This window comes from Faunimonas sp. B44, assembly GCF_052655945.1.
The window spans coordinates 39,046-65,674 of the sequence record NZ_JBQYEX010000001.1 but is presented as its reverse complement, the minus strand read 5'-3'; the positions used below and the strand labels follow the sequence as shown (position 1 = coordinate 65,674).

The following is a 26,629-nucleotide window of genomic DNA, read 5'->3' as shown; positions in this document are numbered from 1 at the left end:
CGGTTCATGAACATACACGAATACCAGGCCAAGGCCGTGCTGAAGGAATTCGGCGCGCCCGTTTCGAAGGGCGTGCCGATCTTCACCCCGGACGAGGCCGAGAAGGCGGCGAACGAGCTCGGCGGGCCGGTCTGGGTCGTGAAGTCTCAAATCCACGCCGGCGGGCGCGGCAAGGGCAAGTTCAAGGAGCCTGCCGCGGGCGACAAGGGCGGCGTCCGGCTCGCAAGGTCGGTCGACGAGGTGAAGGCCCATGCCCGCGAGATGCTCGGCAACACGCTCGTCACCCTGCAGACCGGGCCGGCCGGCAAGCAGGTGAACCGCCTCTACATCGAGGAAGGCGCGGAGATCGAGAAGGAGTTCTACCTCTCCATCCTGGTCGATCGCGCCACCTCCCGCGTCGCCTTCGTGGTCTCCACGGAAGGGGGCATGGACATCGAGGAGGTCGCCCATTCGACGCCGGAGAAGATCAAGACCTTCTCGATCGATCCGGCGACCGGTGTGATGCCGCATCACGGCCTCACCGTCGCCAAGGCGCTCGGGCTTTCCGGCGCCGCCGCCAAGCAGGCCGCCCAGCTCGTGACCAATCTCTACGAGGCCTTCGTCGCCAAGGACATGGCGATGCTCGAGATCAACCCGCTGATCGCCACGAAGCAGGGCGAGCTGCGCGTCCTCGACGCCAAGGTCTCGTTCGATTCCAATGCGCTCTACCGCCATCCCGAGATCATGGCGCTTCGGGACGAGACGGAGGAGGACCCGAAGGAGATCGAGGCCTCCAAGCACGACCTCGCCTACATCGCGCTGGACGGCACGATCGGCTGCATGGTGAACGGCGCCGGCCTCGCCATGGCCTCGCTCGACATCATCCAGCTCTACGGCGAGAGCCCGGCCAACTTCCTCGACGTCGGCGGCAGCGCCTCGGAGGAGAAGGTCGCGGCGGCGTTCAAGATCATCACCGCCGACCCGAAGGTGAAGGGCATCCTGGTCAACATCTTCGGCGGCATCATGAAGTGCGACGTCATCGCCCGCGGCGTGATCGCCGCCGTGAAGACCGTCGGGCTCGAGGTCCCGCTCGTGGTCCGGCTGGAAGGCACCAATGTCGAGGAAGGCAAGAAGATCATCCGCGAGAGCGGGCTCAACGTCATTCCCGCCGACGATCTCGACGACGCCGCGCAGAAGATCGTAAAGGCCGTGAGGGAGGTTCGCTGATGTCCATTCTGATCGACAGCAACACCCGGGTCATCACCCAGGGCTTCACGGGCAAGAACGGCACGTTCCATTCGGAGCAGGCGATCGCCTACGGCACCAAGGTCGTCGGCGGCACCTCGCCGGGCAAGGGCGGCTCGACCCATCTCGGCCTGCCGGTGTTCGACACGGTGGCCGAGGCGCGCGAGGCGACCGGCGCCGACGCTTCCGTCATCTACGTGCCGCCCCCGGGCGCGGCCGACGCCATCTGCGAGGCGATCGACGCCGAGATCCCCCTCATCGTCTGCATCACCGAGGGCATCCCGGTGATGGACATGGTGAAGGTGAAGCGCGCGCTCTCCGGCTCGAAGTCGCGGCTGATCGGGCCGAACTGCCCGGGCCTCGTGACCGCCGGCGAGGCGAAGATCGGGATCATGCCCGCCAACATCTTCAAGAAGGGCAATGTCGGCATCGTCTCCCGCTCCGGCACGCTCACCTACGAGGCCGTGTTCCAGACCAGCCAGGAGGGCCTCGGCCAGACCAGCGCGGTCGGCATCGGCGGCGATCCGGTGAAGGGCACCGAGTTCATCGACGTGCTGGAGATGTTCCTCGCCGATCCGCAGACCGAGTCGATCGTCATGATCGGCGAGATCGGCGGCTCGGCCGAAGAGGAGGCGGCGCAGTTCCTGAAGGACGAGGCCAGGCGCGGCCGCAAGAAGCCGATGGTCGGCTTCATCGCGGGCCGCACCGCTCCTCCGGGACGCCGCATGGGCCATGCCGGCGCGATCATCTCGGGCGGCAAGGGCGGCGCCGAGGACAAGATCGCCGCGATGGAGGAGGCCGGAATCCGCGTCTCGCCGTCGCCGGCCCGCCTCGGCACGACGCTCGCCGACCTGCTCCGGGGCAAGGCCGCGGCCTGACCGGCAGGCTTCCTGAACCAGGGAACGGGCGCCACTCGGCGCCCGTTCGCATTCGAGGGCCGGAGCAGCGGACGGACCGGATGGCGGCGCAGGTTTCCGGCGGAGCGGACGGCATCGCGATCTATGTCGATGCCGACGCCTGCCCGGTGAAGGCGGAGACCTACAAGGTCGCGGAGCGTCATGACCTCCGCGTGTTCGTCGTCGCCAACAGCTACCTCGCGGTGCCGCGGGAGAGCTTCGTCGAGCGGGTGGTCGTCGGCGCGGGGCCAGACGCCGCGGACGACTGGATCGCCGAGCGGGCCGGCGCCGGCGCGATCGTCGTCACCGCCGACATCCCGCTCGCCAGCCGCTGCCTCAAGGCGGGCGCCCAGGTCATCGCGCCGACCGGCAAGCCGTTCACCGACGCCTCGATCGGCATGGCGCTCGCCACCCGCAACCTCCTCGACCAGATGCGCAGCGCCGGGGCGGTCACGGGCGGCCCGCCGCCCTTCGCCCCGCGCGACCGCTCCGCCTTCCTGTCGGCGCTCAACCAGGCGATCGTCCGCCTGAAGCGCCGGTAGGTCGAGCGCGTCTACTCCGCCGGCTTCGGCGGCCCTCGCACGAATCCGCCTGACCGGCCGGTCCCGGATAGGCTAGAAGGCGCGGAACCGGCTCACCGGGTTCCGGTTTCGGAGACGGTCGACCAAGGCACGAACGCAGGACGGTAAAGTGGCATTCCTCCCGGCGAGCCCAGCGCTCGCCCGCGCGCTCGCGGAGCGCAACTACACCGAGGCGACGCCGGTCCAGGACGCGGTGCTGGCGGAGGAGGCGGCCGGGCGCGACCTTCTCGTGTCCGCGCGGACCGGCTCCGGCAAGACGGTCGCCTACGGGCTCGCGATCGGGGCGACGCTGCTCGGCGACGCCGAGACGCTGCCTGCCGCCGGCGCGCCGCTCGCGCTCGTGGTGGCGCCGACGCGCGAGCTCGCGCTGCAGGTGCAGAACGAGCTCGCCTGGCTCTATGCCTTCGCCGGTGCGCGCGTGATCTCCTGCGTCGGCGGCATGGATCCGCGCCGCGAGGCGCGCCGCCTCGCCGACGGCGCCCACATCGTCGTCGGCACGCCGGGGCGGCTGCGCGATCATCTCGAGCGCGGCGCGCTCGACATTTCCGGCATCCGGGCCGTGGTCCTCGACGAGGCCGACGAGATGCTCGACCTCGGCTTCCGGGAGGACCTCGAGTTCATCCTGGAGGCGACGCCGCCGGAGCGGCGCACCCTCCTCTTCTCCGCCACCCTGCCCAAGGCGATCACGACCCTCGCCAGGCGCTACCAGCGCGACACGCTGCGCATGGAAGTGTCGGGCGGCGAGCGCGGCCACGCCGACATCGAGTACCGCGCCGTCCGGGTCGCGCCGAACGAGATCGAGCACGCGGTGGTGAACCTGCTGCGCTTCTTCGAGGCGCCGAGCGCGCTCGTCTTCTGCAACACGCGCGATTCGGTCCGGCGGCTCCAGGCGGCGCTGTCGGAGCGCGGCTTCGCCGTCGTGGCGCTGTCGGGCGAGCTCAGCCAGTCGGAGCGCAACCATGCCCTGCAGGCGATGCGCGACGGCCGCGCCCGCGTCTGCGTCGCCACCGACGTCGCCGCCCGCGGCATCGACCTGCCCGAACTCGACCTCGTGGTCCATGCCGACCTGCCGCACGATGCCGAGACGCTGCAGCACCGGAGCGGGCGGACAGGGCGCGCCGGCCGCAAGGGCGTCAGCGTGCTCCTCGTCCCCCTGAAGACCCGGAACCGGGCCGAACGGCTCCTCGGCGGGGCCGGCGCGCAGGCAATCTGGAGCGGCCCGCCGACAGCCGACGAGGTCCGCCGCCTCGACCAGGAGCGGCTCCTGCAGGATTCGCAGCTCCTCGAGGAGGCGAGCGAGGAGGAGCTGGCGACCGCGCGCCTGCTCATCGAAGGGCGCTCCGCGGAGGAGATCGCGACCGCGCTGGTCCGCCTCTACCGCTCCCGCCTGCCCGCCGCCGAGGAGGTCTACGATCCGGGTCCGCAGCGTCCGGCGCGCACCCGCGGCGAAGACGGGCCGCAGCCCGGCGCGCCGCGCGAGAGGCGCGAGCGGACCGCCGGCGCGGGGGCGAGCGTCTGGTTCCGGCTGGACATCGGCCGGCGCAACAATGCCGACCCGCGCTGGCTCGTCCCGCTGATCTGCCGGCGCGGCAAGATCACCAAGGCGGAGATCGGGGCGATCCGCATCTTCGAGCGCGAGACGAAGTTCGAGATCGCGGAGGAGGTCGCCGGTCGCTTCGCCGAGGCGCTCGCGCACGGCCCCGACGACAACGTCCGGATCGAGCCGGTCGCCGGCGCGGCGCGCCAGGGGCCGCGCCGGCCGTCCGGAGCGAAGGCCGGACCTCGGAAGGACACTGCCCGGCCCGGCAAGCCTCGCCGGCAGGGCTGAGCGGACTCCGCCGCCGCGGATCGCACGCGAAACCGCGGGGAAGCAGCCGGGAAACCAAGTCGCCCGGCGATGAAAAGCGCCCGAAACGGCGGGCCTCTATCAGGCGTCATCGCTTCCCCGGAGGACACTTGCGATGAACGCCCCCGTCAGCGTGTGGCCGCAGAAGACGCGCGAGCTGCACAACCACCACTTCGATTCGACCGTCTGGAACGACTTCGCCTTCCGCGACGACGACATCGTCATCGGCACCTATGCGAAGTCCGGGACGACCTGGACGCAGCAGATCGTCGCCCAGCTCCTCTTCCAGGGCGCCGAGGATCTCGACGTCGCGGACATGTCGCCCTGGATCGACCTGCGCGTGCCGCCGAAGGCGATGAAGCTCGCCGCGGTCGAGCAGCAGCGGCACCGGCGGTTCCTCAAGACGCATCTGCCGGTCGATGCGCTCGTCTTCTCGCCGAAGGCCCGGTACATCTATGTCGGCCGCGACGGCCGGGACGTGGTGTGGAGCATGTACAACCACCACGCCAACGCCAATGCCGCGTGGTACGCAGCGCTGAACGAGACGCCCGGCCGCGTCGGCCCGCCGATCGAGCCGCCGCCGGCCTCCATCAGGCAGTACTTCCACGACTGGCTGGAGCGCGACGGCCATCCGTTCTGGCCGTTCTGGGAGAACGTGCGCTCCTGGTGGGAGGTGCGCGACCTGCCCAACGTCCTGCTCGTGCATTTCGCCGAGATGAAGGCCGACATGCCGGGCCAGATCCGCAGGATCGCCGACTTCCTGGGAATCGCGATCGACGAGGCGCGCTGGCCCGCGATCATCGAGCACTGCAGCTTCGAGTACATGCAGGCGCATGCGGAGCGGAGCGCGCCCCTCAACGGCACGTTCTGGCAGGGCGGCGCGCGGACCTTCATCAACAAGGGGACGAACGGCCGCTGGCGCGACGTGCTAACGCCGGCCGAGAGCGCCGTCTACGAGGCGATCGCGCGCGACCGGCTCGGCCCCGCCTGCGCCCGCTGGCTGGCGACCGGCGCGACGCCGCGCTGACGCGGCAGGCCTTCCCGAGCCGGCGTCGTCCCGGACGCCGGCCCGCCTACGCTAGTGCTTCTGGCTGTACTTCTGCGTGATCGCCTGCACTTCCGGGTCGTTCTTCATCGTCTCCGCGATTGCGGGGGCGATGGTGCGCGAGGCCCAGACCGAGGTCGAAAGCGTCAGCGGCGTGTTGACCCGCGTGAGCTTGCTGGCGATCCCCGCGCCGATCTCCGTCTTGTAGAAATCGTGCATGGCGTTCACCTCGGCCTCGGAGAAGTAGCCGGCGTAGAACTCGGCCAGGAACTCCTCGAGATCCGGGATGTGCGCATGCACCACCTCGTTCAGCGTCGCGAGGATGCGCTCGGCGTCGTCGTCGCTGATGCCCGGATAGCTCATCTTGATGCGGGCCAGGATGCCCGGCCCCATCGAATCGAGCACGCCCTTCATCGATGTCGACGCGCCCGACGCCTCCACGACGAAGCGCGCCTTTTCGACCGCCGAGGCGGCGAAGGCTGCCGAAGGCGCAGCCGCAAGCAAGAGGGCGATCGCGCCCATTCTGAAAAGCATAACCCACCTCCTTCTCCTCATCCCGAGGGAAGGGGACTATGCGCATCGTGAGTCGTCAAGACACAGAACGGTCACACAGGAAGACGAACTGCGACAACTTTAGGAAAGTGCCCGCATCGCGCGGAACTGCGGCGGGAACTTTGTTGCGGATGCGGCAATTGAGCCGGTGAAGCACGACGTCCCCGGGCAGTCGGGCCGGCCGCCGGTTCCACCGCCGGAAGCCGTCCGGGCCAAGGCGCTCGTGCTCGGCGTTCGCGAGGGAAGGATAGCCGGATGGCCGCGTGGCGGAACAAGGAGCCTGCTGCGACGGGCGCCGCGCGCATGATCGCCGCCCCGCGGCTCGGTCCGCGCCAGGGCGCCGCCCCTCTCCTCGCAATGGCGGCGGCGGTCGCCGTGCTCTATTTCGCGCGCGACGTCTTCCTTCCGCTCGCCATCGCCGTGCTGCTCACTTTCGCGCTCGCGCCGGTGGTCTCCATGATCCGGCGGACCGGCCTGCCGCGCGTGCCGGCGGTGATCATCGCGGTCGCGGCCGCCTTCCTCGTCATATCGGCGTTCAGCTTCCTGGTCGCGACGCAGGTCGCCGAACTCGCCCGGAACGTGCCGACCTACCAGTCGAACATCCTCGCCAAGGTGCAGGCGCTGAAGGAGTCCGGCGGCGAGGACGGCGTGATCAGGCGCATCACGGAGGCCGTCGAGCGCGTCGGGCAGGAGATCAAGGAGGCCGACGAGGGCGCCGAACCGGCGGCAGGTGCAGCCGAGCCGCGGCCGGACCCGCTCCTCGTCGAGATCTACGCGCCCGAGGAGCCAATCCAGGTGCTCACCAGCATGATCGTCCCGCTGCTCGGCCCGCTCGCCACGGCGGGGCTGGTCGTGGTGGTGGTCATCTTCATGCTGCTGGAGCGCGAGGATCTCCGGGACCGCTTCATCCGCCTTGCCGGGTCGGGCGACCTCCACCGCACCACCGAGGCGCTCCAGGACGCGGGCAAGCGGGTCGGCCAGTACCTGCTGATGCAGCTCGTCGTGAACGTCACCTACGGCGTGCCGATCGGGATCGGCCTCTGGCTGATCGGCATCCCGAACGCCATGCTGTGGGGCCTGCTCGCCATCGTGCTGCGCTTCGTGCCCTATATCGGCCCGGTCATCGCGATGGTGCTCCCGCTCTTCCTGGCGGTGGCGGTCGCGCCCGGCTGGTCGCTGGTGCTGTGGGCGGCGGGCCTCTTCCTCGTCATGGAGCTTATCAGCAACAATTTCGTGGAGCCGTGGCTCTACGGCTCCCGGACCGGGCTCTCGCCGCTCGCCATCATCGTGGCCGCGATCTTCTGGACCTGGCTCTGGGGGCCCGTCGGGCTCGTGCTCTCGACGCCGCTCACGGTGTGCCTCGTTGTGCTCGGCAAGCACGTGCCGCAGTTCGAGTTCTTCGAGGTGCTGTTCGGCAGCGAACCCGTGCTCGACCCGAAGGCCCGGCTCTACCAGCGCCTGCTCGCCGGCGACCCGGAGGAGGCGACGGACCAGGCCGAGGAGCTGCTCGAGGAGGACTACCTCATCGACTATTACCGCAAGGTCGCGATCCCCGCGATGATCCTGGCGGAGCGCGACCGCGCGCGCGGCGTGATGGGCGAGGAGCAGAAGCACCAGGTCTCCGCGAGCGCGTTGGCGCTGGTCTCGAACCTGCAGGAGATCGCCGACGAAGAGCTCGATGACGGGGACGAGGTCGTGACGGAGCCGGACGAGGAAGGCGAGGACGGCCGGGAGGCGCTCTGGGACGGTGTCTTGATACCGGACGGAACCGGCAAGTCGCTGCTCTGCATCGGCGGGCGGGGCGCGCTCGACGACGTCACCGCCGCGATGCTCGCCCAGGTGCTGCGCGCCCAGGGCGCGGCCGCGACCGAGGCGAGCTACGCCGACCTCGAGCCGTCCCGGCTCCGCCTCATCGAGCTCCACGGCCTCGACGCCGCGGTGCTCTGCTTCCTCAATCGCGACTCGCTCGGCCACGGGCGCTTCCTGGTCCGCCGCCTCAAGCGGATCCGCCCCGACCTGCGGGTCGGCGTCGTCCTCTGGTCGGAACCGGAGGGCGAGGACCCGAGGGCGGGCGATGCGGCGGCCGGCGAGCTCGCCGCCGAGCTCGGCGCGGATTTCGTCGCCTTCGACATGGCCGGCGCGGCCGTCGGCGCACTCTCGGAGACGGAGCCGGTCGCCTACGAGCCTTACCCGCGCCGCCGGCCGCGCCGCGCGGCGAAGCTACCCGACGCGCCGACGGCCGCGGCCGAGCCCTGAGGCAGCGCCCTTCCCGCCGCGCCGCCGCCCGCTCCCTGTCGTCCTGGCCGGACTTGATCCGGCGATCCACGGGGCGGGTGCCGTGCGGCGGGGGGTGCACTGGATGCCCGGGTCGAGCCCCGGCATGACGACAGAGAATGGGGCGGGCGGCAGGGGCGGCGGAGCGGCTCTCTGCTTCGCCTCCCCACTGTCGTCATCGCCGGACTTGATCCGGCGATCCACGGGGGCGCCTACCGTGCGGCGGGGGCTGTGCTGGATGCCCGGGTCGAGCCCGGGCATGACGACACGGACAGGGGCGGGTCCTGCGGTGACCGATGCGGTCGAAGACCGGCAGGGCGGCAAGGGGGTGAGTGGCTGGAGTGATCGGCCGGCACGTCGGGCGGCCGGGTCGCGGCGGCTGCGCGGAAGCGGGTGCTGCAGGAGACGCGGAGCGGGAGAATGGTGCTGCGAGAGAGGATTGAACTCTCGACCTCTCCCTTACCAAGGGAGTGCTCTACCACTGAGCTACCGCAGCCTGCCGGGGCGCGGCGTCCATGCCACGGACGGCGCGAACGCGCAACCACGAGGGCCGCGCGCAGGCTCATATGGCCGATGACGCCGCACTTGTCACCCCCCGCCCGGCCCGTTATATGTCGCGCGCCGGATCGCCCGGCTGACGGTCTGCCGTCAAGGGCATGCCGTGGCGATCCAGAATGCTCAGAGATGAGCCGGATGCGAGGCTCCGCCGCTGCGGAGCTTTTCGCGTTGCATAGGAGAGCAGAATGCCCAAGCAGAAGACGAAATCGGGCGCCAAGAAGCGCTTCAGGTTCACCGCCACAGGCAAGGTGAAGGTCGGTCAGGCCGGCAAGCGACACGGCATGATCAAGCGGACGACGAAGTTCGTGCGGAACGCCCGCGGCACGATGGTGCTGTCGGAGCCGGATGCCGGCATCGTCAAGAAGTACATGCCGTACAACCGCTGACGCCGAAGGAACCGCATCATGGCACGTGTCAAGAGAGGCGTGACGTCTCACGCCAAGCACAAGAAGGTCCTGAAGCAGGCCAAGGGCTTCTACGGGCGCCGTTCGAACACCATCCGCATCGCCAAGCAGGCGGTCGAGCGGGCGAACCAGTACGCCTACCGCGACCGGCGCCGGCGCAAGCGCAATTTCCGCGCGCTCTGGATCCAGCGCATCAACGCGGCGGCGCGCGAGCAGGGCCTGACCTACGGCCGGCTGATCGACGGCCTCCTCAAGGCCGGCGTCGAGGTCGACCGGAAGGTCCTGTCGGACCTCGCCATCCACGAGCCCGAGGCGTTCGCCGCCATCGTCGCCCAGGCCAAGGCCGCCCTCGCCTATCTCAAGGACGCCACCCCGAACGAGTTCGAGGCGGCCGTCCGGGCCTGAGCCCGGGCTGAAACGACCGGGGGGCCGCCGGCCCTCCGCTCCCCCTTCCGGGTGGGCTCCTCGCGGGCGCACCCGCTTCCCGAGCGGCTCCGATGTACGGGCTCAAGGCAGACATCCTGCGCGGCTGCTGGTACGTCGCGCTCGCCAGCCGCGACCTCAAGGCCGGCGCGCTGGCGGGTCGGACCATCGCCGGCGAGCCGGTGGTGATCGGCCGCAGCGCCGACGGCGCGGTCTTCGCGCTCCGCGACACCTGCCCCCATCGCGGCATCCCGCTCCGCTACGGCCGGATGATCGCCGCCGACACGATCGAATGCTGCTACCACGGCTGGCAGTTCGGCACCGACGGCGTCTGCCGCGCGATCCCGAGCCTGCGCCAGGGCCAGCAGATCGAGCTCGGCAAGATCCGCTGCATCACCTATCCCGCCGTCGAGCGCTACGGCGCCGTCTGGGTCTATCTCGCCTTGAAGGACGAAGCGCCGGCGGAGGGCTTCGCGCCCGAGCCCCCCGTGCTGCCGGAACTCGCCTTCGCGGACCGCCCGCAGGCGACTGTCTCCATGGAATTCCCGAACTCGGTCGACCAGGCCGTCTTCGGCACCATGGATCCCTCCCACGTCGCCTTCGTCCACACCTCGCGCTGGTACCGCAAGGAGGCGCGGGTGATGCGCGACAAGGAGAAGTCGTTCGAGCCGGACGCCTACGGCTTCCGCATGACGCGGCACACGCTGCCGAACCAGAACGTGCTCTACCAGCGCCTCCTCGGCGACGGCGTGACGAGCGAGATCGACTACCAGCTGCCCGGCTACCGGGTGGAGCACATCAAGGGCGGCCGGAACTGGATCGTCGGCCTCACCGCGCTCACCCCGGTCAGCGAGGACACGACCGTCCTCCACCAGATGTTCTACACCTCGCTCGGCTGGGTCGCGCCGCTCGGCCGCGTCTTCGAGCATTTCACGAAGGTCTTCCTGCGCCAGGATTGGGACGTGGCGGCCAAGCAGCGCGAGGGGCTGGTCAGCGATCCCCGCGTCATGCTCATCAACGATTCCGACACGCAGGCGCGCTGGTGGATGCGCCTCAAGCACGAATGGACGACGGCGCAGGCGGAAGGCCGCCTGTTCGCCAATCCGCTGCGCCCGCAGACCCTGCGCTTCAGGAGCTGAACCGGCTCAGCGCTCGCGGAACCAGTCGGGCAGGTCCTCGACCTCGGCCGCCGGACCTGATCCGGCATCGCCCCACCCGTTGTCGCCTTCGCCGGATCTGATCCGGCGATCCGGGAGCGGCGGCCCGCCCCAAGAAGCAAGCCCCGTGCACCCGCCTCTGGCACTGCCGGTCGGCCTTCTGTAGAACGGCGCCGGACGAAACCAGCCCTTCCGAAGCGTGCGAATGACCGAAGACCTCGACAGCCTCGAACACGAGATCCACGCCGCGCTCGCCGGCGCGTCCGACGAGCGCACGCTGGAGGCGGTGCGGGTCGCCGCCCTCGGAAAGAAGGGTTCGGTCTCCGAGAAGCTGAAGGCCCTCGGCACGATGAGCCCCGAGGAGCGCAAGGTCGCCGGCCCGGCGCTGAACGACCTCAAGAACCGCGTCGCCGAGACGATCGAGCGCCGGCGGGCCGAGCTGAAGGAAGCCGCGCTTGCCGAGCGGCTGCGCACCGAGACGCTCGACGTCACGCTGCCCGCCCGCTTCGAGCCGGCCGGCACCATCCATCCCGTGACCCAGGTGATGGAGGAGGTGATCGCGATCTTCGCCGACATGGGCTTCGCCGTCGCCGAAGGGCCGCACATCGAGACGGACTGGTACAATTTCGGCGCGCTCAACATCCCGCCGGAGCACCCGGCGCGGCAGGAGCACGACACGTTCTACTTCCACCCCAAGCCGCATTCGAACGAGCGGATGGTGCTCAGGACGCACACCTCGCCGGTCCAGATCCGCACGATGGAGGAGACCGAGCCGCCGATCAGGATCATCGCGCCGGGGCGGACCTTCCGCTCCGATTCGGACCAGACCCACACCCCGATGTTCCACCAGGTGGAGGGCCTCGTCATCGACGAGACCACCCATCTCGGCCACCTGAAGGGGACGCTCGAAGCCTTCTGCAAGGCGTTCTTCGAGCTCGACGCGGTGAAGATGCGCTTCCGCCCGTCGCACTTCCCCTTCACGGAGCCCTCCATGGAGGTCGACATCGGCTGCTCGTGGGACAAGGGCGAACTGAAGATCGGCGTCGGCGACAGCTGGCTGGAGATCCTCGGCTCCGGCATGGTCCACCCGAACGTGATCCGCGCCGGCGGGCTCGATCCGGAGCGCTACCAGGGCTTCGCCTTCGGCATGGGCATCGACCGCATCGCCATGCTGAAATACGGCATCCCGGATCTGCGCGCCTTCTTCGAGGCCGACCTGCGCTGGCTCCGCCATTACGGCTTTTCGGCCCTCGCCATGCCGAGCCTCGCCGAGGGCCTCAGCGTCTGAAGGCATTCCGCGGGAGCGCCCGGGCGCCCCCGCGTTCCCGGCCAGGCCTCGCCCCGTCGCGGCCGCTGCGGCGCATCCCTTTGCGCCCTGTCAAACTCCCGACCCATCTCGCCTGCTAGGGTGCGCCGAACGCAACGAAGCGAAGGACGGCAGTGGAATGAACCGGGTCGAAGGCAAGGTCGCGATCATCACCGGCGGGGCGATGGGGATCGGCGAGGCCGCCGCGCGGATGCTGGCGCGCGAAGGCGCGAGCGTCGTAATCACCGACATCAAGGACGCCGAGGGCGAGCGCGCGGCGCGCGCGATCGCCGACGAGGGCGGCGCCGCGATCTATCTCAGCCACGACGTCGCCGACGAGGCGGCCTGGGAGCGCGTGGTCGCCACCACGCTCGACCGCTTCGGCAAGCTCGACACTCTCGTCAACAATGCCGGCGTCGGCTGGGGCGGGGCGCCGCAGGAGGAGACGCTCGAGCGCTGGCGCAAGCTCATGAGCATCAATCTCGACGGCGTCTTCCTCGGCACCAAGCACGCCATCCTCGCCATGAAGCGGAAGGCGGAGCCCGGCGGCTCCATCATCAACATCTCCTCCATCGAGGGCCTCGTCGGCGACCCCAATCTCGGTTCGTACAACGCGTCGAAGGGCGGCGTGCGGCTCTACACGAAATCGGTGGCGCTCTATTGCGCCAAGGCCGGCCTCAAGATCCGCGTGAACTCCGTCCATCCCGGCTACATCTGGACGCCGATGGTGGAGAACTATCTCCGCGAGAGCGGCGACCTGGAAGAGGGCCGCGCGGCGCTCAACGCGATGCATCCGGTCGGCCATGTCGGCGAGCCGGACGACATCGCCTACGGCATCCTCTACCTCGCCTCGGACGAATCGAAGTTCGTGACCGGCACCGAGCTCGTCATCGACGGCGGTTACACGGCGCAATAGGCGAAGAGCCTTCGCACGCGGACCGGCGGTTCCCCGCCGGCCGCACGCGGGCCCGTTCCGCTCAGATGATGGGAAGCTGCGCCTCGACGCCGCGCCGGATCGACTCGGCCAGAAGCTGGTTGGTCAGGTCGCGGCGCCGGGCGTGGAACGCGTCCTCGCCCACGACGTCGCGCAGGCGTTTCAGCGCTTCGCCGATATCGAGCTGACTGTCGCAGGCCTGCGCCTCCGACACGATGCGCCGGACTTCGGATCTGAATGCCGTGCGGACCATGGCGCTCCTTTCGGCTCGGTCTTCGTCCGGTTCGCTTTCGCGACCCGATCAAGGTCCCATTCTGAAACACGGTCCCTGAACCGGACCTGAACGGGCGGATTCGCGGCGAGGTCGGCCGACGGTCGCCATCGCTCCTTGTTCTCGGCCGGCCCGGCGGGCAGCATCCGGGCCTTGGAAGAACGGGAGGAAGACCGGATGGGCGGGTTGTCCGAGGAACAGGTGCTGATGCGGCAGAGCTGCCGCGCTTTCGTCGACGGCGTCGTGCTGCCGTTCATACGGTCCGACTGGCGGCGCGAATGGGACATGAACCCGGACGGCCGCCTGCCGCCCGAGATCCTCGAGGGCTGCGAGGAGATCGGCATCCGCACGCTGGGGGTGCCGGCCGAGTTCGGCGGCGTCGAGCTCGACCCCGGCACGGAAGCGCAGACCTTCGCCATCATCTCCGAGGAGATCGCCCGCGGCGATTCGGGGCTCGCGGACAAGCTCGTCCAGAACTGGAAGCTCGCCGTCCTGCTCCGGAACGTCGCGCCGCGCCACCTGCAGGAGAAATGGTTCCCGCGGCTCCTCGCCGACCCGCAGTTCCTGCTCGCCCATTGCTCGACCGAGCCGCGCGGCGCCTCCGACCGCTGGCTGCCCTACAACGTCCCGGAGGCCGCCATGCACACCCGCGCCGTCAGAAGGGACGGCGGATGGGCGATCAACGGGCGCAAGCAGTTCATCTCGAACGGCTACGATGCGAGCCTCTACGTCGTGAACGCCAACACCGACCCGACCGTCGGCATGCTGCAGGGAACGTCGAGCTTCCTCGTGCCGCGCGACACGCCGGGGCTCACCATCGTGCGCTGCAACGAGACCCTCGGCTGCCGCTTCATGAACAATGGCGAGCTCGTGTTCGAGGACATGTGGCTGCCCGAGGACCACCTCCTCGTGGAGAACCAGGCGATCGGCCGGCTCGGCGTCTACCATCGCCCGGGCAAGATCATCCAGGCGGCGAAGAATCTCGGCGTCGGCGTGCGCTGCCTCGAGGTCGCCTCGGATTACGTCCAGAACTACGTGCAGGGCGGCCGGATCCTCATCAAGCACCAGGCGGTGGCGCTGCGCATGGCCGACATGGCTACGCGGATCGAGGCGGTGCGCGGCATGGTCGAGCGCGCCGCCCGGGCCGTCGACGAGGGCGCCGGCAATGCCGACGTCCTCTGCAACATGGCCAAGGTGTTCGCCTCGGAGGAGATCATGAAGGTCGCGCAGCACTGCGTCGAGCTGCACGGCGGCAACGGCATGATGCTCGATTTCGGCGTGGAGAAGCTCTTCCGGGACGCCGCGATCTTCCTCCACATGGACGCGACCGCGGACATCTCGAAGTTCAAGATCGTGAAGTCGCTCTTCCCGGAGACGGCCGGCCGCTATGCCGGACCGGAGTGACGGGCGGGGCCGATGGCGGAGGGCGGGCAGGGAGTCCGCGCCCGCCGGCGCTCACCGCCACGGATCGTAGGTGCCGAACGACCAGACCTGCCCCTCGGGGTCGCGGCAGGTGTAGTCGCGGCCGCCATAATCCTGGTCGGTGAGCGGGATCTCTATGGTGGCGCCCGCCGCCTTGGCGCGGTCGTGGTGCGCGTCGACGTCGTTGACCACGACATAGAGCCCCATCGTGGCGCGGCCGCCGGCCTCGATTGGGCCGACGAGGCGGCCGTAGGGCGTGTCCGCCGGCGAACCGATCATGATCATGGCGCCACCGAGCGTCAGCTCCGCGTGCGCCACGGTCCCGTCCGGGCCGTCGTGGACCGCCTTCCGCTCGAACCCGAAGGCGCGGCAGAGGAAGTCGATCATGGCGCGGGCGTCGCGGTAGTGCAGCGCGGGGATGATCGGGCATTGCGGCATCGTCTGCGTCCTCCTTCCAACCTTGAATCCGGCCATCCTGTATCGGGCCATTCCGGCGAAACGGCGCGGCGCCACCCGGTCGGGCCGCGCGGGGCCTCATTCGACATCGGCGGCCTGCCTTGCTAGACGGCCCGGGTGTCCAGTCTGGCCCGCCTCCTTCCCGAAACCAAGCACCCGGTCCGCTCGCCGCGATGACGGCGGAACTCGGGATCGTCCTCGCCCTTCTCGCGGCCGCCGTCGCCATGTTCGCAATCGGCCGCCCGCGCATGGACGCGGTCGCTCTCATCATGATGGCGGCGCTTCCGCTGACCGGCATCATCACCGTCGAGGAGGCGGTGGCCGGCTTCAGCGACCCCAACATCCTCCTGATCGCGGCGCTCTTCGTCATCGGGGAAGGCCTGGTGCGGACCGGAGTGGCACAGCGCCTCGGCGACTGGCTCGTCGCACGCGCCGGGCGGAGCGAGGCCCGGCTGATCGCGCTCCTGATGCTGATCGTCGCCGGCATCGGCTCTTTCATGAGCTCGACCGGCGTCGTCGCCATCTTCATCCCGATCGTGCTCAGGGTCGCCCGAAACGCGGAGATCGCACCCGGCCGGCTCATGATGCCGCTCAGCATGGCCGCGCTCATCAGCGGGATGATGACGCTGGTGGCGACCGCCCCCAACCTCGTCGTCAACGCCGAGCTCGTCCGGCGCGGCTTCGACGGCTTCAACTTCTTCAGCTTCACGCCGTTCGGGATCCCGATCCTCGCGCTCGCGATCCTCTACATGCTGTTCGCCCGCCGCTGGCTCGCCGGCGAGCACGCGGCGCACGGGGCCGGGCGGCCGCGGCCGCGGCTCGCGGACTGGATCGCGGAGTACGCGCTCGCCGAGCGCGAGCACCGTCTCCGCGTACCCGAGCGTTCGCCGCTGGTCGGGCGGACGCTTTCCGACCTCGACCTCCGCGCGACGTCAGGCGTCAACATCATCGCCATCGAGCGCTCGACCCCCTTCGCCAGCCGCTTCGTCCGACCGATGGCGGCTACCGTCCTCCAGGCGGGCGACGTGCTCTTCATCGACCTGGTGGAGCGCACCGTCGACATCGAGGCGGTCGTCCGCCGCTTCGGGCTGGAGCGCCTGCCGATGTCCGGGACCTATTTCTCGGACCGCTCCCAGGATATCGGCATGGCGCAGCTCATGGTGCCGGCCGCGTCGAGGCTGATCGGCAGGACGGTGGTGGAGGCCCGCTTCCGCACCGAGTACGATCTCGCCGTGGTCGGGCTGAAGCGCGGGGCCGCGGCGCAGGCCGGACCGTTGCGGGACGAGAAGCTCGGCGTCGGCGACACGCTCCTGGTGGTCGGCCCGTGGAAGGCGGTCCGGCGGCTGCAGTCCGACTGGAAGGACCTCGTCGTCCTCGACCTGCCCGCCGAACTGGAGGAGGTCGTTCCGGAGCCTTCCCGCGCGCCCCAGGCGGTCCTCTCCCTCGTCGTCGCCGTCGGGCTGATGGCGACCGGCGCGGTGCCGAACTTCCAGGCGGCCCTGATCGGCTGCCTGCTCATGGGCCTGCTCGGCTGCATCGACCTCACCAGCGCCTATCGCTCGATCCACTGGCAGACGATCGTTCTCATCGTCGGCATGCTGCCCTTCTCGATCGCGCTGCAGAAGACGGGCGGGGTCGATCTCGCGGCCGGCGCGCTGCTCGCCTTCGGCGGGGGCGCGAGTCCGCATCTGGTGCTCGCGGCGGTATTCGCGGCGACCGCCGGCCTCAGCCTGTTCATCTCGAACACGGCGACGGCGGTCCTGATGGCGCCCGTTGCGATGGCCACGGCCGGGGCGCTCGGCGCATCGCCCTATCCGTTCGCGATGATCGTCGCGCTCGCGGCGTCGGCCGCCTTCATGACGCCGGTCTCCTCACCCGTGAACGCGCTCGTGGTCGGCCCGGGCAACTACCGGTTCCAGGACTTCGTGCGGATCGGCGTGCCGTTCGCGGCCGTCGCGATGGCCGCGAGCATCCTGCTGGTGCCCGTCCTGCTCCCGTTCTGAGGCTCGGCGCCGTCCGCCTGGCCATCGCCGGGCAGCACCATTGTGCGATTTGCACCGCCCCTCCGCCGACCTAAATAGGGCGTGCACGCGACAGGGGCGCCGCCGGGGCCGACCGGACCGGCGACGGCCCGCTGAAGGAGTTTCCCTTGCCCGAACAATCCCCCTACGCCCCCTGGCACGGGACGACGATCGTCACCGTGCGGAAGGGCGGCAAGGTCGTGGTCGCCGGCGACGGCCAGGTCAGCCTCGGACAGACCGTGATCAAGCACAATGCGCGGAAGGTGCGCAGGCTCGGGAGCGGCGAGGTGATCGCCGGCTTCGCGGGTGCCACGGCGGATGCGTTCACGCTGCTGGAGCGGCTGGAGACGAAGCTCGAGCAGTATCGCGGCCAGCTCATGCGGGCCTGCGTCGAGCTCGCCAAGGACTGGCGCACCGACCGCTATCTCCGCCGTCTCGAGGCGATGATGATCGTCGCCGACCGCTCGACCACGCTGGTGCTGACCGGCACCGGCGACGTGCTGGAGCCGGAGAACGGCATCGCCGCGATCGGCTCGGGCGGGAACTACGCGCTTGCCGCCGCCCGGGCGCTCGCCGACGTGGACGGCATGGATGCGGAGGCGGTCGCGCGCCGCGCCATGCAGATCGCCGGCGAGATCTGCGTCTACACGAATGCCAGCGTCACGATCGAGGCGCTGGACGAAGCCGCATAGACGGGCCGGGGAGGGGACCGCCTTGCCTTCCGACCGGCCCGGAGCGGCCCGCGCCTACCGGTTCCGCGACGTGAACGCCGCGGACCTGGCCCTGCTCGGCCGCTGGCTCTGCGAACCGCACGTGGCCGAATGGTGGGGCGACCCGGCGGCCGGGCTCGCCGAAATCCGGGACGCCATGGCCGCGCCGTCGACGCGGCCGATGGTCGTCGAGCTCGACGGCGTTCCGATCGCTTACCTCCAGCACTACGATCCCCATATGGAGGACGACCATCCCTACCGGGACCAGCCTGCCGGAACGCTCGGCCTCGACCTCTCGATCGGGCAGCCGGACCTTGTCGGGATCGGGCACGGATCGGCCATCCTGCGGCAGATCGCGGACGAACTCGTCGCCGGCGGGGCGCCGCGACTCGTGATCGACCCGGACCCGCAGAACGCGCGCGCCGTCCGCGCCTACGAGAAAGCCGGCTTCGCCGCCTTCGAGCGGCGGACGACCATCTACGGACCTGCGCTGATGATGGCGCGGGACGCTTGAAAGAGAGACAGATGACCCAGACCATCGCCGCCAAAGCCGAGCCCGAGGGGCGCGAGGAGCGCAAGGCGACCTTTTCGCCGCGCGAGACGGTGTCCGAGCTCGACCGCTACATCATCGGCCAGAAGGATGCGAAACGCGCCGTCGCGATCGCGCTCCGGAACCGCTGGCGGCGCCAGCAGCTCGAAGGCGCGATGCGCGAGGAGGTGCTGCCGAAGAACATCCTGATGATCGGCCCGACCGGGGTCGGCAAGACGGAGATCGCGCGCCGGCTGGCGAAGCTCGCCAACGCCCCCTTCATCAAGGTCGAGGCGACGAAGTTCACCGAGGTCGGCTATGTCGGCCGCGACGTCGAGCAGATCGTCCGCGACCTCGTGGAGGCCGGCATTGCGCTGGTGCGCGACCAGAAGCGCAAGGACGTCCAGGCGCGCGCACACCTCCAGGCGGAGGAGCGCGTGCTCGACGCGCTCGTCGGCGAGCATGCGAGCCCGATGACGCGCGAGAGCTTCCGCAAGAAGCTGCGCGCCGGCGAGCTCGACGACAAGGAGATCGAGATCCAGATCCGCGACACCTCGAACCCGATGGGCGGCTTCGAGGTGCCCGGCGTGCCCGGCGCCTCGATCGGCGTCATGAACATCGGCGACATGCTCGGCAAGGCGCTCGGCGGCCAGCGCACCAAGACGCGCAAGGTCTCGGTGAAGGAATCCTACGACATCCTCATCACCGAGGAATCCGACAAGCTCCTCGACGACGAGCAGATCGTGCAGGAGGCGATCCGGGCGGTCGAGAACGACGGCATCGTCTTCCTCGACGAGATCGACAAGATCTGCGCCCGCGACGGCCGGATCGGCGGCGACGTCAGCCGCGAAGGCGTGCAGCGCGACCTGCTGCCGCTCGTGGAAGGCACGACGGTCGCCACCAAGCACGGCCCGGTGAAGACGGATCACGTCCTCTTCGTCGCGTCGGGCGCGTTCCACGTCGCCAAGCCGTCGGACCTCCTGCCCGAGCTGCAGGGCCGGCTGCCGATCCGCGTCGAGCTCCGCCCGCTGACGGAGGAGGACTTCCGCCGCATCCTGACGGAGACGGAGGCGAGCCTCATCAAGCAGTACAAGGCGCTGATGGCGACCGAGGGGCTGACGCTGGAGTTCACCGACGACGGCGTCGATTCGATCGCCCGCTTCGCGGTGGAGATCAACTCCACGGTGGAGAACATCGGCGCGCGCCGGCTGCAGACCGTGATGGAGCGCATCCTCGACGAGATCTCCTTCACCGCACCCGACCGCGACGGCGAGACGGTCACGATCGACGCCGCCTATATCGAGGAGCACATCGGCGACCTCGCGCGGAACGCGGATCTGAGCCGCTTCATCCTCTAGCGGCGCCGCCGCCGGGCGCAGCGTCCGGCGGTGCTCCCGCGCAACCTCTTCACAACGTCCGCGAAATGGCGCTGAAACATGCGCTGCCGTAGACTCGCCCGGTCGAAGCACGGGAGACGCCGATGAACCCCGCCCGCATGCTGCTCGCCCCGGTGTGGGTCGCCCAGCTCGCCACCGGCGCGAAGTCCTTTCGCGACAACCCGCTGATCGGCTCGCCGGAGCTGAACCGCCGGGGCCTGCACGAGAAGCGGGTGCGGCTCGCGCACGACATGGCCTGGCGGCGGCGGGAAAAGCTGGCGAAGCTCGTCTCCGCCGAGGACCGCGCCGCATTCGACCGCGACGGCTACATCATGCGGGAGAATTTCCTCCCGCCGGACGAGTTCAGGCGGCTCAGGGACGAGGTCTTCGCCTATGAGGGCCCGGCGCGCGAGATGATCCAGGGCGACACGATCACGCGCCGCATGGCCGTCGGGCCGGAGGCGCTGCGCGCCTCGCCCGCGCTCCGCCGCTTCGTGGTGAACCCGGAATGGCGCGGGATCAACCGCTATGTCGGCTCCTTCGACCAGGAGCCGCTCACCTACATCCAGACGATCCTCTCCCACATCCGGGACGCTGCGCCCGATCCGCAGACGGACCTTCACGCCGACACGTTCCACCCGACGGTGAAGGCCTGGCTGTTCCTGACCGACGTCGCCGAGGACGAGGGGCCGTTCACCTACGTTCCCGGCTCGCACCGTTTGACGCCCGGGCGCCTCGCCTGGGAGCGCGAGACCAGCATCAGGGCGTCTCAGAGCGAGAACCGCCTGCTCGCGCGCGGCTCATTCCGCGCCAGCCCGGACGAGATCGCGGCGATGGGCTACGGCCCGCCCAAGGCCTTCGCCGTGCCGGCCAACACGCTGGTCGCCGGCGACACGGTCGGCTTCCATGCCCGCGGCTTCAGCGCGCGGCCGACGGTCCGCGTCGAGATCTGGACCTATGGCCGGCGCAACCCGTTCCTGCCCTGGGCCGGCTTCGATCCCGGCAGCGTGCCCGGTATCGCCGAGCGCCGCATCGACTGGATGTGGCGGGCGCGCGATCTCATGCAGCGGACCGGCCTCGGCGGCCAGCCCTGGCACGATGTCGGCCGGCTCAGGCCGGCAGACCCCCCTGCTCTGCGACTTGCCTGAGCGACGTTTCGGGCCGCGCGCCGACATGGGAGATAATCTCGGCGGCGGCCAGCGAGCCGAGCACCCCGCATTCACGGTGCGCAAGGCCTCTGGCGAGGCCGTAGAGGAAGCCGGACGCGTAGAGGTCGCCGGCACCGGTCAGGTCGACCACGCGCTCGACCGGCGCGGCAGGAACCCGCGTCTCCTCGTCGCCGGCCAGCACCAGCGAGCCTTCCGCGCCAAGGGTGACGACCGCGAGCGGCACGTCCTTGCGCAGGATCCCCGCCGCCGTGGCGAAGTCGCTCGTCTGGTAGAGCGCCAGCGCCTCGTGGATGTTGGCGAAGACGATGTCGACCGCGCGCTCGCGCATGAGCTGCAGGAACTCGTCGCGGAAGCGGTCGACGCAGAAGGAATCCGACAGCGTGATGGCGACCTTCCGGCCGGCGCCGTGGGCGATCCGCGACGCTTCGCGGAACGCCTCCTTGGCCTTCGGCGGATCCCAGAGATAGCCCTCCAGATAGGTGATCGCCGCGCCCTCCACGGTGGCGCGGTCGATGTCGGCCGGCGTCAGCTCCTGGCAGGCGCCGAGATAGGTGTTCATCGTGCGCTCGCCGTCGGGGGTGATGAGGATCATCGAGCGCGCAGTCGGCGCGCCGCCGGCGAGATCAGCAGTCGGGAAATGGATGCCGAGCGCCGTCATGTCGTGGCGGTAGAAGCGGCCGAGCTCGTCGTCCGCCACCTTGCCGATGAAGGCGGTGCGGCCGCCGAAGGAGGCGACGCCCGAGGCCGTGTTGCCGGCGCAGCCGCCGGACACCATGTGCGCCGGCCCCATCTGGCCGTAGAGGCGCTCCGCCTCCGCCGTCTCGATCAGCCGCATGGAGCCCTTCACCAGCCCCTCGCGGACGAGGACGTCCTCTTCCGTGCGGGCGAGCACGTCGACGATCGCGTTGCCGATGGTGAGGACGTCGAATTCTGCCTGAGCCATGAGGGATCCCGCTTCTGCCTTTGCGCTCGCTAGAGCCTGGGCGGGGCAAAGGCAATATCGCGGGTTGAGCCGAGCCGCGTCGGCGCCTATCTGCCGCCGGTCTGGAGGGCCGACATGATTGCCGCGGCGACGCTCGCCTTCGGGGAGATCTTCTCCCCGCCGTTCCGCTCGGTGCTTTGGAAGGCGCTTTCGCTGACCATCGCGCTCCTGGTCGTGCTCTGGATCACGCTCCAGGGCCTGCTGCTCCACTTCCTGGTGCTGCCGTTCCCGTGGCTGGAGACCGCCTTCTCCATCGTGTCCGGGATCGGCCTGGTGGTGGGCCTCGCCTTCGTCATCGCGCCGGTCACCTCGCTCTTCGCGGGGCTCTTCCTCGACGAGGTCGCCGAGCTCGTCGAGCGCAGCCACTATCCGGCCGACCCGCCCGGCCGCGCCATGCCGCTCGCACGCTCGCTCGTCACCACGGTGAAGTTCACCGGTGTGGTCGTGCTGGTGAACCTCGTCGCGCTGCCGCTCGTCTTCCTGCTCGGCTTCGGCGTCGTGATCTTCTTCGTCGCCAACGGCTACCTGCTCGGCCGCGAGTACTTCGAGCTCGCGGCGCTGCGCTTCCATCCGCCGGAAACCGTGCGCGCGCTGAGGCTGCGGAACAGCGGGCGCGTGTTCCTGGCCGGGCTGCTGGTCGCCGCCTTCCTGGCCGTGCCGCTCCTCAACCTCTTCACGCCGCTCTTCGCCACCGCCTTCCTCGTCCACGTCCACAAGCGGATCGCGGCCCGCGAGGCCCCTCCGGGCGGCATGCTCGCGCCGGCCTGACCGCGCGATTCCGGGTTCCCGCGCAACCCCGCCTTAACCGCCGCCATTGACCTCCATCAATGTCGCCCTTTTTCGTCGCCTTTACGCGGGGGCGACAGCAACGGAGGTATGACGATGGCAGCGACGATGAAGGCAGCCGTGGTGCGCGCGTTCGGGGCGCCGCTCCGCATCGAGGAGGTGGCGGTGCCGGAGCCGGGCTACGGCGAGGTGCTGGTGAAGGTCGTCGCGAGCGGCGTCTGCCACACCGACCTGCACGCCGCCGACGGCGACTGGCCGGTGAAGCCGAAACTGCCCTTCATACCGGGCCACGAGGGCGTCGGGATCGTCGCCGCGCTCGGCCCGGGCGTGAAGGGCCTCAAGGAGGGCGACCCTGTGGGCGTGCCGTGGCTGCACGACGCCTGCGGCGCCTGCGAGCACTGCACGACCGGCTGGGAGACGCTCTGCGAGAGCCAGCACAACACCGGCTACGGCGTCGATGGCGGCTATGCCGAGTACGTGCTGGCCAATGCCGCCTATGTCGGCCGGCTTCCCGACAATCCCGATTTCGTGGCGATGGCGCCGATCCTCTGCGCCGGCGTCACCACCTACAAGGGCCTGAAGGAGACCGAGGCGAAGCCGGGCGAATGGGTGGCGATCTCCGGCATCGGCGGCCTCGGCCACGTCGCGGTCCAGTACGCCAAGGCGATGGGCCTGCACGTCGCCGCCATCGACGTCTCCGACGACAAGCTGGCGCTCGCGAAGGAACTCGGCGCCGACTTCACGGTGAACTGCACGGCCGAGGACCCGGTCGAGGCGGTGCGTAAGGCGACCGGCGGCGGCGCCCACGGCGTGCTCGTGACGGCCGTCTCCGTCCCCGCCTTCGCGCAGGCGCTCGGCATGACGCGCCGCCGCGGCACGGTCAGCCTCGTCGGCCTGCCTCCGGGCGATTTTCCGACCCCGATCTTCGACGTCGTCCTGAAGCGGATCACGGTCCGCGGCTCCATCGTCGGCACGCGGCGCGACCTCGCGGAATCGATCGCCTTCGCTGCCGAGGGCAAGGTCCGCTCGCATGTGAGCACCGCCCCGCTCGAAGCGATCAACGACGTGTTCGGCCGGCTGAAGAACGGAACGGTCGACGGCCGCGTTGTCCTGACGATCTAGACGAGAGACGGACCATGATCCCCAACGCCGATCTGAACGACCGCGCCACGGTCGAGCGCCTCTATCCCTTCGAGGCGTTCGAGGCGGATGCGGGCGCCAATTCCATGGGCAAGGCGGCCGTCCGCCACGGCCTGCGCATCGAGACGGCGCCCGACGCCGCGGGCACCTTCCGGATCGCCCGCGCAACCCATTCGCCGGCCGATTTCGAGACGCTCAAGGCGCACGGCTTCCTGTGCCCCTACATGGGGCGCGCCTACGGCTTCTTCCGGCTCGCCGGCGGCATGCGCGGCGCCGTGACCGAGGAGCGCGACATCTTCGACCCGCTCCGCGACGAGTATGAGGCCTTCATCGACACCGTCCTGCAGGCCGCGCGCGAAGCCGGCCAGGAGGGGCCGGCCCAGAAGGACTGACGCCCCCCCGCGAGGACATCCGCCGCCGCCCGGCCTGTGGCAGAAATGCCGCATCGCCGCGCGGGCACGCGGGCGGTCGCGGGTCGGCCGGAACGGACCGCAGTTCCGCCGAATTTGCTCCGGAGGCGGTAAACGCCATTCGGAGTAGGACCTTGATCGCGAGACGCGCTTTTCTGCTGGCCGGCGCCGCCGGCCTCATCTCCGCCTGCACCCCGATCGGCCGCGCCGCGCGCCAGCCGGTCGCGCGCAACCAGCTGCTGGTGCCGGCCACCAATGAGCCTCACCGCGTCGCGCCCGTCGACCTCAGCCAGATCCCGCCGCAGTTCCACCGCCAGATCGTCGCCAACGCGACCGGCGAGCCGCCGGGCACGCTGGTCGTCGATCCTGGTGCGCGCTTCCTCTACCTCGTGATGCCGAACGGCGAAGCGATGCGCTACGGCGTCGGCGTCGGCCGCGAGGGCTTCGCCTGGTCGGGCGTCGCCCGGGTCGGCCGCAAGGCGAAGTGGCCGCGCTGGACGCCGCCCGCCGCGATGCAGAGGCGCGATCCCTTCGCGGCGAAGTGGGCCGGCGGGATGCCGGGCGGCCCGCAGAACCCGCTCGGCGCCCGCGCGCTCTATCTCTACCGGAACGGCCGCGACACGCTCTACCGCATCCACGGCACGCCGGAGCCGCACTCGATCGGCCGCGCCGTCTCGTCCGGCTGCATCCGGCTGCTCAACGCCGACATCATCGACCTCTACGACCGCGTGCCGATCGGCGCCCGGGTGGTCGTGCGGCGCGCCGAGGGCGGCTTCGACGGCCTCGTGGCGCGCCTCAAGGAGACCGTGGGGATCTGACGGCCGGGGCCGCGCCGACGCCGCGCCGGCGGGCCGAACGGAAAGGCAGGAAAGCCGAGGAGAAGGAAGACGGCGGGCATCGGGCCGATCGCTGCAAGACGTTGGCGGACTTGGGATTCCGACGACGAAGGTTGCTCGGCCGGCGCATGGGTGTAGACTGCAGCTCGCTCCAACCGGGCAATCGGCGCCATGCCAGTTCAGCACGTGAGATTCTGCGCGAGTTTCGACGGCGCGAAGCTGGCCTACACCGTCGCGGGCAAGGGACCGCGCCTGATCCTGCTGCCGAGCTGGCTGACGCATCTCGACTATCAGTGGCACAGCGTCGCCTGGCGTCCGTGGCTCGAAGCCCTGTCGTCGCGCTACACCCTTGTCCGCTACGATCCCCGCGGCTGCGGGCTCTCGGACTGGAACGTCGACGACCTCTCCTTCGAGACCTGGGTCCGCGATCTCGAGGCGCTCGTCGAATGGCTGGAATTCGACCGCTTCTCCCTCGTCGGCGCCTGCCAGGGCGGGGCGGTCGCAATCGCCTATGCCGCGAACGCCCCGTCTCGGGTCAGCCATCTGGTGCTCTACGGCACCTATGCGCGCGGAAGGAACCGGCGCTCCACCCCGCCTCTGGAGCCTGAAAAGGCCAAGGTGATGCTGCAGATGCTGGAACTCGGCTGGGGGCATGAAGACCATGCCTTCATGCGGTCCTTCGCGACCCAGTTCCAGCCGGAGGGCACACTGGAGCATCTGCGGTCCTGGTGCGAACTGCAGAAGCGAGCCACGTCCGCTGCCAACGCCGTGAAGCTTACGCGCATCATGTTCGACGTGGACGTGCAGGGCGAAGCCGCCCGCATATCCTGCCCGACGCTGGTCGCCCATGTGAACCGCGACGCCGTCGCCCCGATCGAGGAAGGCCGGCTGCTGGCCCGGCTCATTCCCGATGCCCGCTTCCTCGAACTCGACAGCCCGAACCACTTCATGCTGCCCGCCGAGGGGGCCTGGTCGAACTTCGTCGACGCGCTGCACGCCTTCCTGCCCAGGCGCTCGCCCGAGCAATCCCCGTTCGCGGAGCTCACGGCCCGCGAGCAGGAGGTCGTGCACCGGCTCGCCCAGGGCCTCGACAACGGCCAGATCGCCGCCGAACTCTCCATCAGCGAGAAGACCGTGCGCAATCACGTCTCGTCCATCTTCGCCAGGCTGGGCGTCGGGACCAGAGCGCGTGCGATCGTGGCGGCGCGGAACGCCGGCTACGGGAACCCGCCCGTCGCGTCGTGATGCGGGACACGGGTCCCGGGTCCGGGTCGAGAATTCACCGCGGAACGCGGTCGCCCGGGACATCCGGCTCATGTAC

Annotated in this window: 26 protein-coding genes and 1 tRNA gene; 22 read left to right on the top strand and 5 right to left on the bottom strand. The window is 70.0% G+C overall.

The annotated features are described in order from the left end of the window. Nucleotides 1–6 precede the first annotated feature (6 nt). From sucC to ACUN0C_RS00325, 5 genes are all read left to right on the top strand, one after another. Nucleotides 7–1,206 carry an ADP-forming succinate--CoA ligase subunit beta gene (gene sucC, locus ACUN0C_RS00345; protein ID WP_445464325.1) on the top strand — a complete coding sequence of 400 codons (1,200 nt, stop codon included), beginning with the start codon at nt 7–9 and terminating at the stop codon, nt 1,204–1,206. Continuing rightward, entirely contained in the window at nt 1,206–2,102 is an 897-nt protein-coding gene (gene sucD / locus ACUN0C_RS00340) for a succinate--CoA ligase subunit alpha (RefSeq protein ID WP_445464324.1), read from the top strand. The genes sucC and sucD overlap by 1 nt, the downstream gene beginning before the upstream one ends. 80 nt (nt 2,103–2,182) lie before the next feature. Further along, a complete protein-coding gene (locus ACUN0C_RS00335; RefSeq protein WP_445464323.1) occupies nt 2,183–2,662 on the top strand; it encodes a YaiI/YqxD family protein in 480 nt (159 codons plus the stop codon). A gap of 148 nt (nt 2,663–2,810) precedes the next feature. Continuing rightward, nucleotides 2,811–4,529, top strand: a complete 1,719-nt coding sequence (locus ACUN0C_RS00330) for a DEAD/DEAH box helicase (RefSeq protein WP_445464322.1) — start codon at nt 2,811–2,813, stop codon at nt 4,527–4,529. 133 nt (nt 4,530–4,662) lie between these two features. Further along, a complete protein-coding gene (locus tag ACUN0C_RS00325) occupies nt 4,663–5,574 on the top strand; it encodes a sulfotransferase domain-containing protein (RefSeq protein WP_445464321.1) in 912 nt (303 codons plus the stop codon). Nucleotides 5,575–5,625: 51 nt separating this feature from the next. Here the strand turns inward: ACUN0C_RS00325 and ACUN0C_RS00320 are convergent, their stop codons facing one another. Next, nucleotides 5,626–6,126, bottom strand: coding sequence for a DUF2059 domain-containing protein (locus ACUN0C_RS00320; protein WP_445464320.1), 501 nt, complete (start codon nt 6,124–6,126; stop codon nt 5,626–5,628). Between the two features lie 273 nt (nt 6,127–6,399). Here ACUN0C_RS00320 and ACUN0C_RS00315 point away from each other — a divergent pair, with 273 nt between their 5' ends. Then, on the top strand, nt 6,400–8,400 hold the full coding sequence (locus ACUN0C_RS00315) for an AI-2E family transporter (protein ID WP_445464319.1): 2,001 nt from the start codon (nt 6,400–6,402) through the stop codon (nt 8,398–8,400). Between the two features lie 439 nt (nt 8,401–8,839). Here the strand turns inward: ACUN0C_RS00315 and ACUN0C_RS00310 are convergent. Further along, a tRNA-Thr gene (locus tag ACUN0C_RS00310) sits at nt 8,840–8,914 on the bottom strand. 247 nt (nt 8,915–9,161) lie between these two features. On the opposite strand from ACUN0C_RS00310, the gene rpmI reads away from it, so the two are divergent. The 5 genes from rpmI to ACUN0C_RS00285 all read left to right on the top strand — a co-directional run bounded on the left by rpmI (nt 9,162) and on the right by ACUN0C_RS00285 (nt 13,182). Next, the gene (rpmI, locus tag ACUN0C_RS00305) at nt 9,162–9,362 is read left to right on the top strand and encodes a 50S ribosomal protein L35 (protein WP_445464318.1); all 201 of its coding nucleotides are present in this window, start codon (nt 9,162–9,164) and stop codon (nt 9,360–9,362) included. Between the two features lie 18 nt (nt 9,363–9,380). Next, nucleotides 9,381–9,785 carry a 50S ribosomal protein L20 gene (gene rplT / locus ACUN0C_RS00300; protein ID WP_445464317.1) on the top strand — a complete coding sequence of 135 codons (405 nt, stop codon included), beginning with the start codon at nt 9,381–9,383 and terminating at the stop codon, nt 9,783–9,785. Nucleotides 9,786–9,877: 92 nt separating this feature from the next. After that, nucleotides 9,878–10,942 (top strand): Rieske 2Fe-2S domain-containing protein, encoded by a 1,065-nt coding sequence (locus ACUN0C_RS00295; RefSeq protein ID WP_445464316.1) that lies wholly within the window; start codon nt 9,878–9,880, stop codon nt 10,940–10,942. A 223-nt stretch (nt 10,943–11,165) separates the two neighbouring features. Next, nucleotides 11,166–12,248, top strand: a complete 1,083-nt coding sequence (pheS, locus tag ACUN0C_RS00290) for a phenylalanine--tRNA ligase subunit alpha (protein ID WP_445464315.1) — start codon at nt 11,166–11,168, stop codon at nt 12,246–12,248. Between the two features lie 157 nt (nt 12,249–12,405). Beyond that, entirely contained in the window at nt 12,406–13,182 is a 777-nt protein-coding gene (locus ACUN0C_RS00285) for a glucose 1-dehydrogenase (protein WP_445464314.1), read from the top strand. Between the two features lie 61 nt (nt 13,183–13,243). On the opposite strand, the gene ACUN0C_RS00280 is transcribed toward ACUN0C_RS00285, so the two are convergent. After that, entirely contained in the window at nt 13,244–13,453 is a 210-nt protein-coding gene (locus tag ACUN0C_RS00280) for a hypothetical protein (RefSeq protein WP_445464313.1), read from the bottom strand. Between the two features lie 195 nt (nt 13,454–13,648). Between ACUN0C_RS00280 and ACUN0C_RS00275 the strand changes: the two genes are divergently transcribed. Next, nucleotides 13,649–14,875 carry an acyl-CoA dehydrogenase family protein gene (locus ACUN0C_RS00275; RefSeq protein ID WP_445464312.1) on the top strand — a complete coding sequence of 409 codons (1,227 nt, stop codon included), beginning with the start codon at nt 13,649–13,651 and terminating at the stop codon, nt 14,873–14,875. A 51-nt stretch (nt 14,876–14,926) separates the two neighbouring features. Here ACUN0C_RS00275 and ACUN0C_RS00270 read toward each other — a convergent pair whose 3' ends face one another. Then, nucleotides 14,927–15,331 carry a VOC family protein gene (locus tag ACUN0C_RS00270; protein WP_445464311.1) on the bottom strand — a complete coding sequence of 135 codons (405 nt, stop codon included), beginning with the start codon at nt 15,329–15,331 and terminating at the stop codon, nt 14,927–14,929. A gap of 191 nt (nt 15,332–15,522) precedes the next feature. On the opposite strand from ACUN0C_RS00270, the gene ACUN0C_RS00265 reads away from it, so the two are divergent. The 5 genes from ACUN0C_RS00265 to ACUN0C_RS00245 all read left to right on the top strand — a co-directional run bounded on the left by ACUN0C_RS00265 (nt 15,523) and on the right by ACUN0C_RS00245 (nt 21,133). Then, nucleotides 15,523–17,352 (top strand): SLC13 family permease, encoded by a 1,830-nt coding sequence (locus ACUN0C_RS00265; protein WP_445464310.1) that lies wholly within the window; start codon nt 15,523–15,525, stop codon nt 17,350–17,352. Between the two features lie 146 nt (nt 17,353–17,498). Then, nucleotides 17,499–18,062 (top strand): ATP-dependent protease subunit HslV, encoded by a 564-nt coding sequence (gene hslV, locus ACUN0C_RS00260; protein ID WP_445464309.1) that lies wholly within the window; start codon nt 17,499–17,501, stop codon nt 18,060–18,062. A 22-nt stretch (nt 18,063–18,084) separates the two neighbouring features. Next, nucleotides 18,085–18,594, top strand: a complete 510-nt coding sequence (locus tag ACUN0C_RS00255) for a GNAT family N-acetyltransferase (RefSeq protein ID WP_445464308.1) — start codon at nt 18,085–18,087, stop codon at nt 18,592–18,594. Between the two features lie 11 nt (nt 18,595–18,605). Beyond that, entirely contained in the window at nt 18,606–19,967 is a 1,362-nt protein-coding gene (hslU, locus tag ACUN0C_RS00250) for an ATP-dependent protease ATPase subunit HslU (protein WP_445464307.1), read from the top strand. Nucleotides 19,968–20,089: 122 nt separating this feature from the next. Further along, nucleotides 20,090–21,133 carry a phytanoyl-CoA dioxygenase family protein gene (locus ACUN0C_RS00245; RefSeq protein WP_445464306.1) on the top strand — a complete coding sequence of 348 codons (1,044 nt, stop codon included), beginning with the start codon at nt 20,090–20,092 and terminating at the stop codon, nt 21,131–21,133. Here ACUN0C_RS00245 and ACUN0C_RS00240 read toward each other — a convergent pair. Beyond that, entirely contained in the window at nt 21,096–22,097 is a 1,002-nt protein-coding gene (locus tag ACUN0C_RS00240) for an adenosine kinase (RefSeq protein ID WP_445464305.1), read from the bottom strand. The two genes, ACUN0C_RS00245 and ACUN0C_RS00240, sit on opposite strands and share 38 nt — an antisense overlap. Before the next feature lie 114 nt (nt 22,098–22,211). On the opposite strand from ACUN0C_RS00240, the gene ACUN0C_RS00235 reads away from it, so the two are divergent. The 5 genes from ACUN0C_RS00235 (at nt 22,212) to ACUN0C_RS00215 (ending at nt 26,553) form a co-directional block, all read left to right on the top strand. Further along, the gene (locus ACUN0C_RS00235) at nt 22,212–22,904 is read left to right on the top strand and encodes a sulfate transporter family protein (RefSeq protein WP_445464304.1); all 693 of its coding nucleotides are present in this window, start codon (nt 22,212–22,214) and stop codon (nt 22,902–22,904) included. Nucleotides 22,905–23,018: 114 nt separating this feature from the next. Next, nucleotides 23,019–24,044: an alcohol dehydrogenase AdhP gene (gene adhP, locus ACUN0C_RS00230; protein WP_445464303.1), complete on the top strand. Its 1,026-nt coding sequence runs from the start codon at nt 23,019–23,021 to the stop codon at nt 24,042–24,044. 14 nt (nt 24,045–24,058) lie between these two features. Further along, on the top strand, nt 24,059–24,454 hold the full coding sequence (locus ACUN0C_RS00225; RefSeq protein WP_445464302.1) for a hypothetical protein: 396 nt from the start codon (nt 24,059–24,061) through the stop codon (nt 24,452–24,454). Nucleotides 24,455–24,606: 152 nt separating this feature from the next. Further along, nucleotides 24,607–25,290, top strand: coding sequence for a L,D-transpeptidase (locus ACUN0C_RS00220; protein ID WP_445464301.1), 684 nt, complete (start codon nt 24,607–24,609; stop codon nt 25,288–25,290). Between the two features lie 204 nt (nt 25,291–25,494). After that, nucleotides 25,495–26,553 (top strand): alpha/beta fold hydrolase, encoded by a 1,059-nt coding sequence (locus tag ACUN0C_RS00215; protein WP_445464300.1) that lies wholly within the window; start codon nt 25,495–25,497, stop codon nt 26,551–26,553. Nucleotides 26,554–26,629 lie beyond the last annotated feature (76 nt).

Excerpts from the sequence above, each read along its gene's own strand:
- sucC (WP_445464325.1), top strand. The coding sequence starts at position 7 with ATGAACATACACGAATACCAGGCCAAGGCCGTGCTGAAGGAATTCGGC.
- sucD (WP_445464324.1), top strand. The coding sequence starts at position 1,206 with ATGTCCATTCTGATCGACAGCAACACCCGGGTCATCACCCAGGGCTTC.
- ACUN0C_RS00335 (WP_445464323.1), top strand. The coding sequence starts at position 2,183 with ATGGCGGCGCAGGTTTCCGGCGGAGCGGACGGCATCGCGATCTATGTC.
- ACUN0C_RS00325 (WP_445464321.1), top strand. The coding sequence starts at position 4,663 with ATGAACGCCCCCGTCAGCGTGTGGCCGCAGAAGACGCGCGAGCTGCAC.
- ACUN0C_RS00320 (WP_445464320.1), bottom strand. The coding sequence starts at position 6,126 with ATGCTTTTCAGAATGGGCGCGATCGCCCTCTTGCTTGCGGCTGCGCCT.
- ACUN0C_RS00315 (WP_445464319.1), top strand. The coding sequence starts at position 6,400 with ATGGCCGCGTGGCGGAACAAGGAGCCTGCTGCGACGGGCGCCGCGCGC.
- rpmI (WP_445464318.1), top strand. The coding sequence starts at position 9,162 with ATGCCCAAGCAGAAGACGAAATCGGGCGCCAAGAAGCGCTTCAGGTTC.
- rplT (WP_445464317.1), top strand. The coding sequence starts at position 9,381 with ATGGCACGTGTCAAGAGAGGCGTGACGTCTCACGCCAAGCACAAGAAG.
- ACUN0C_RS00295 (WP_445464316.1), top strand. The coding sequence starts at position 9,878 with ATGTACGGGCTCAAGGCAGACATCCTGCGCGGCTGCTGGTACGTCGCG.
- pheS (WP_445464315.1), top strand. The coding sequence starts at position 11,166 with ATGACCGAAGACCTCGACAGCCTCGAACACGAGATCCACGCCGCGCTC.
- ACUN0C_RS00285 (WP_445464314.1), top strand. The coding sequence starts at position 12,406 with ATGAACCGGGTCGAAGGCAAGGTCGCGATCATCACCGGCGGGGCGATG.
- ACUN0C_RS00280 (WP_445464313.1), bottom strand. The coding sequence starts at position 13,453 with ATGGTCCGCACGGCATTCAGATCCGAAGTCCGGCGCATCGTGTCGGAG.
- ACUN0C_RS00275 (WP_445464312.1), top strand. The coding sequence starts at position 13,649 with ATGGGCGGGTTGTCCGAGGAACAGGTGCTGATGCGGCAGAGCTGCCGC.
- ACUN0C_RS00270 (WP_445464311.1), bottom strand. The coding sequence starts at position 15,331 with ATGCCGCAATGCCCGATCATCCCCGCGCTGCACTACCGCGACGCCCGC.
- ACUN0C_RS00265 (WP_445464310.1), top strand. The coding sequence starts at position 15,523 with ATGACGGCGGAACTCGGGATCGTCCTCGCCCTTCTCGCGGCCGCCGTC.
- hslU (WP_445464307.1), top strand. The coding sequence starts at position 18,606 with ATGACCCAGACCATCGCCGCCAAAGCCGAGCCCGAGGGGCGCGAGGAG.
- ACUN0C_RS00245 (WP_445464306.1), top strand. The coding sequence starts at position 20,090 with ATGAACCCCGCCCGCATGCTGCTCGCCCCGGTGTGGGTCGCCCAGCTC.
- ACUN0C_RS00240 (WP_445464305.1), bottom strand. The coding sequence starts at position 22,097 with ATGGCTCAGGCAGAATTCGACGTCCTCACCATCGGCAACGCGATCGTC.
- ACUN0C_RS00235 (WP_445464304.1), top strand. The coding sequence starts at position 22,212 with ATGATTGCCGCGGCGACGCTCGCCTTCGGGGAGATCTTCTCCCCGCCG.
- adhP (WP_445464303.1), top strand. The coding sequence starts at position 23,019 with ATGGCAGCGACGATGAAGGCAGCCGTGGTGCGCGCGTTCGGGGCGCCG.
- ACUN0C_RS00225 (WP_445464302.1), top strand. The coding sequence starts at position 24,059 with ATGATCCCCAACGCCGATCTGAACGACCGCGCCACGGTCGAGCGCCTC.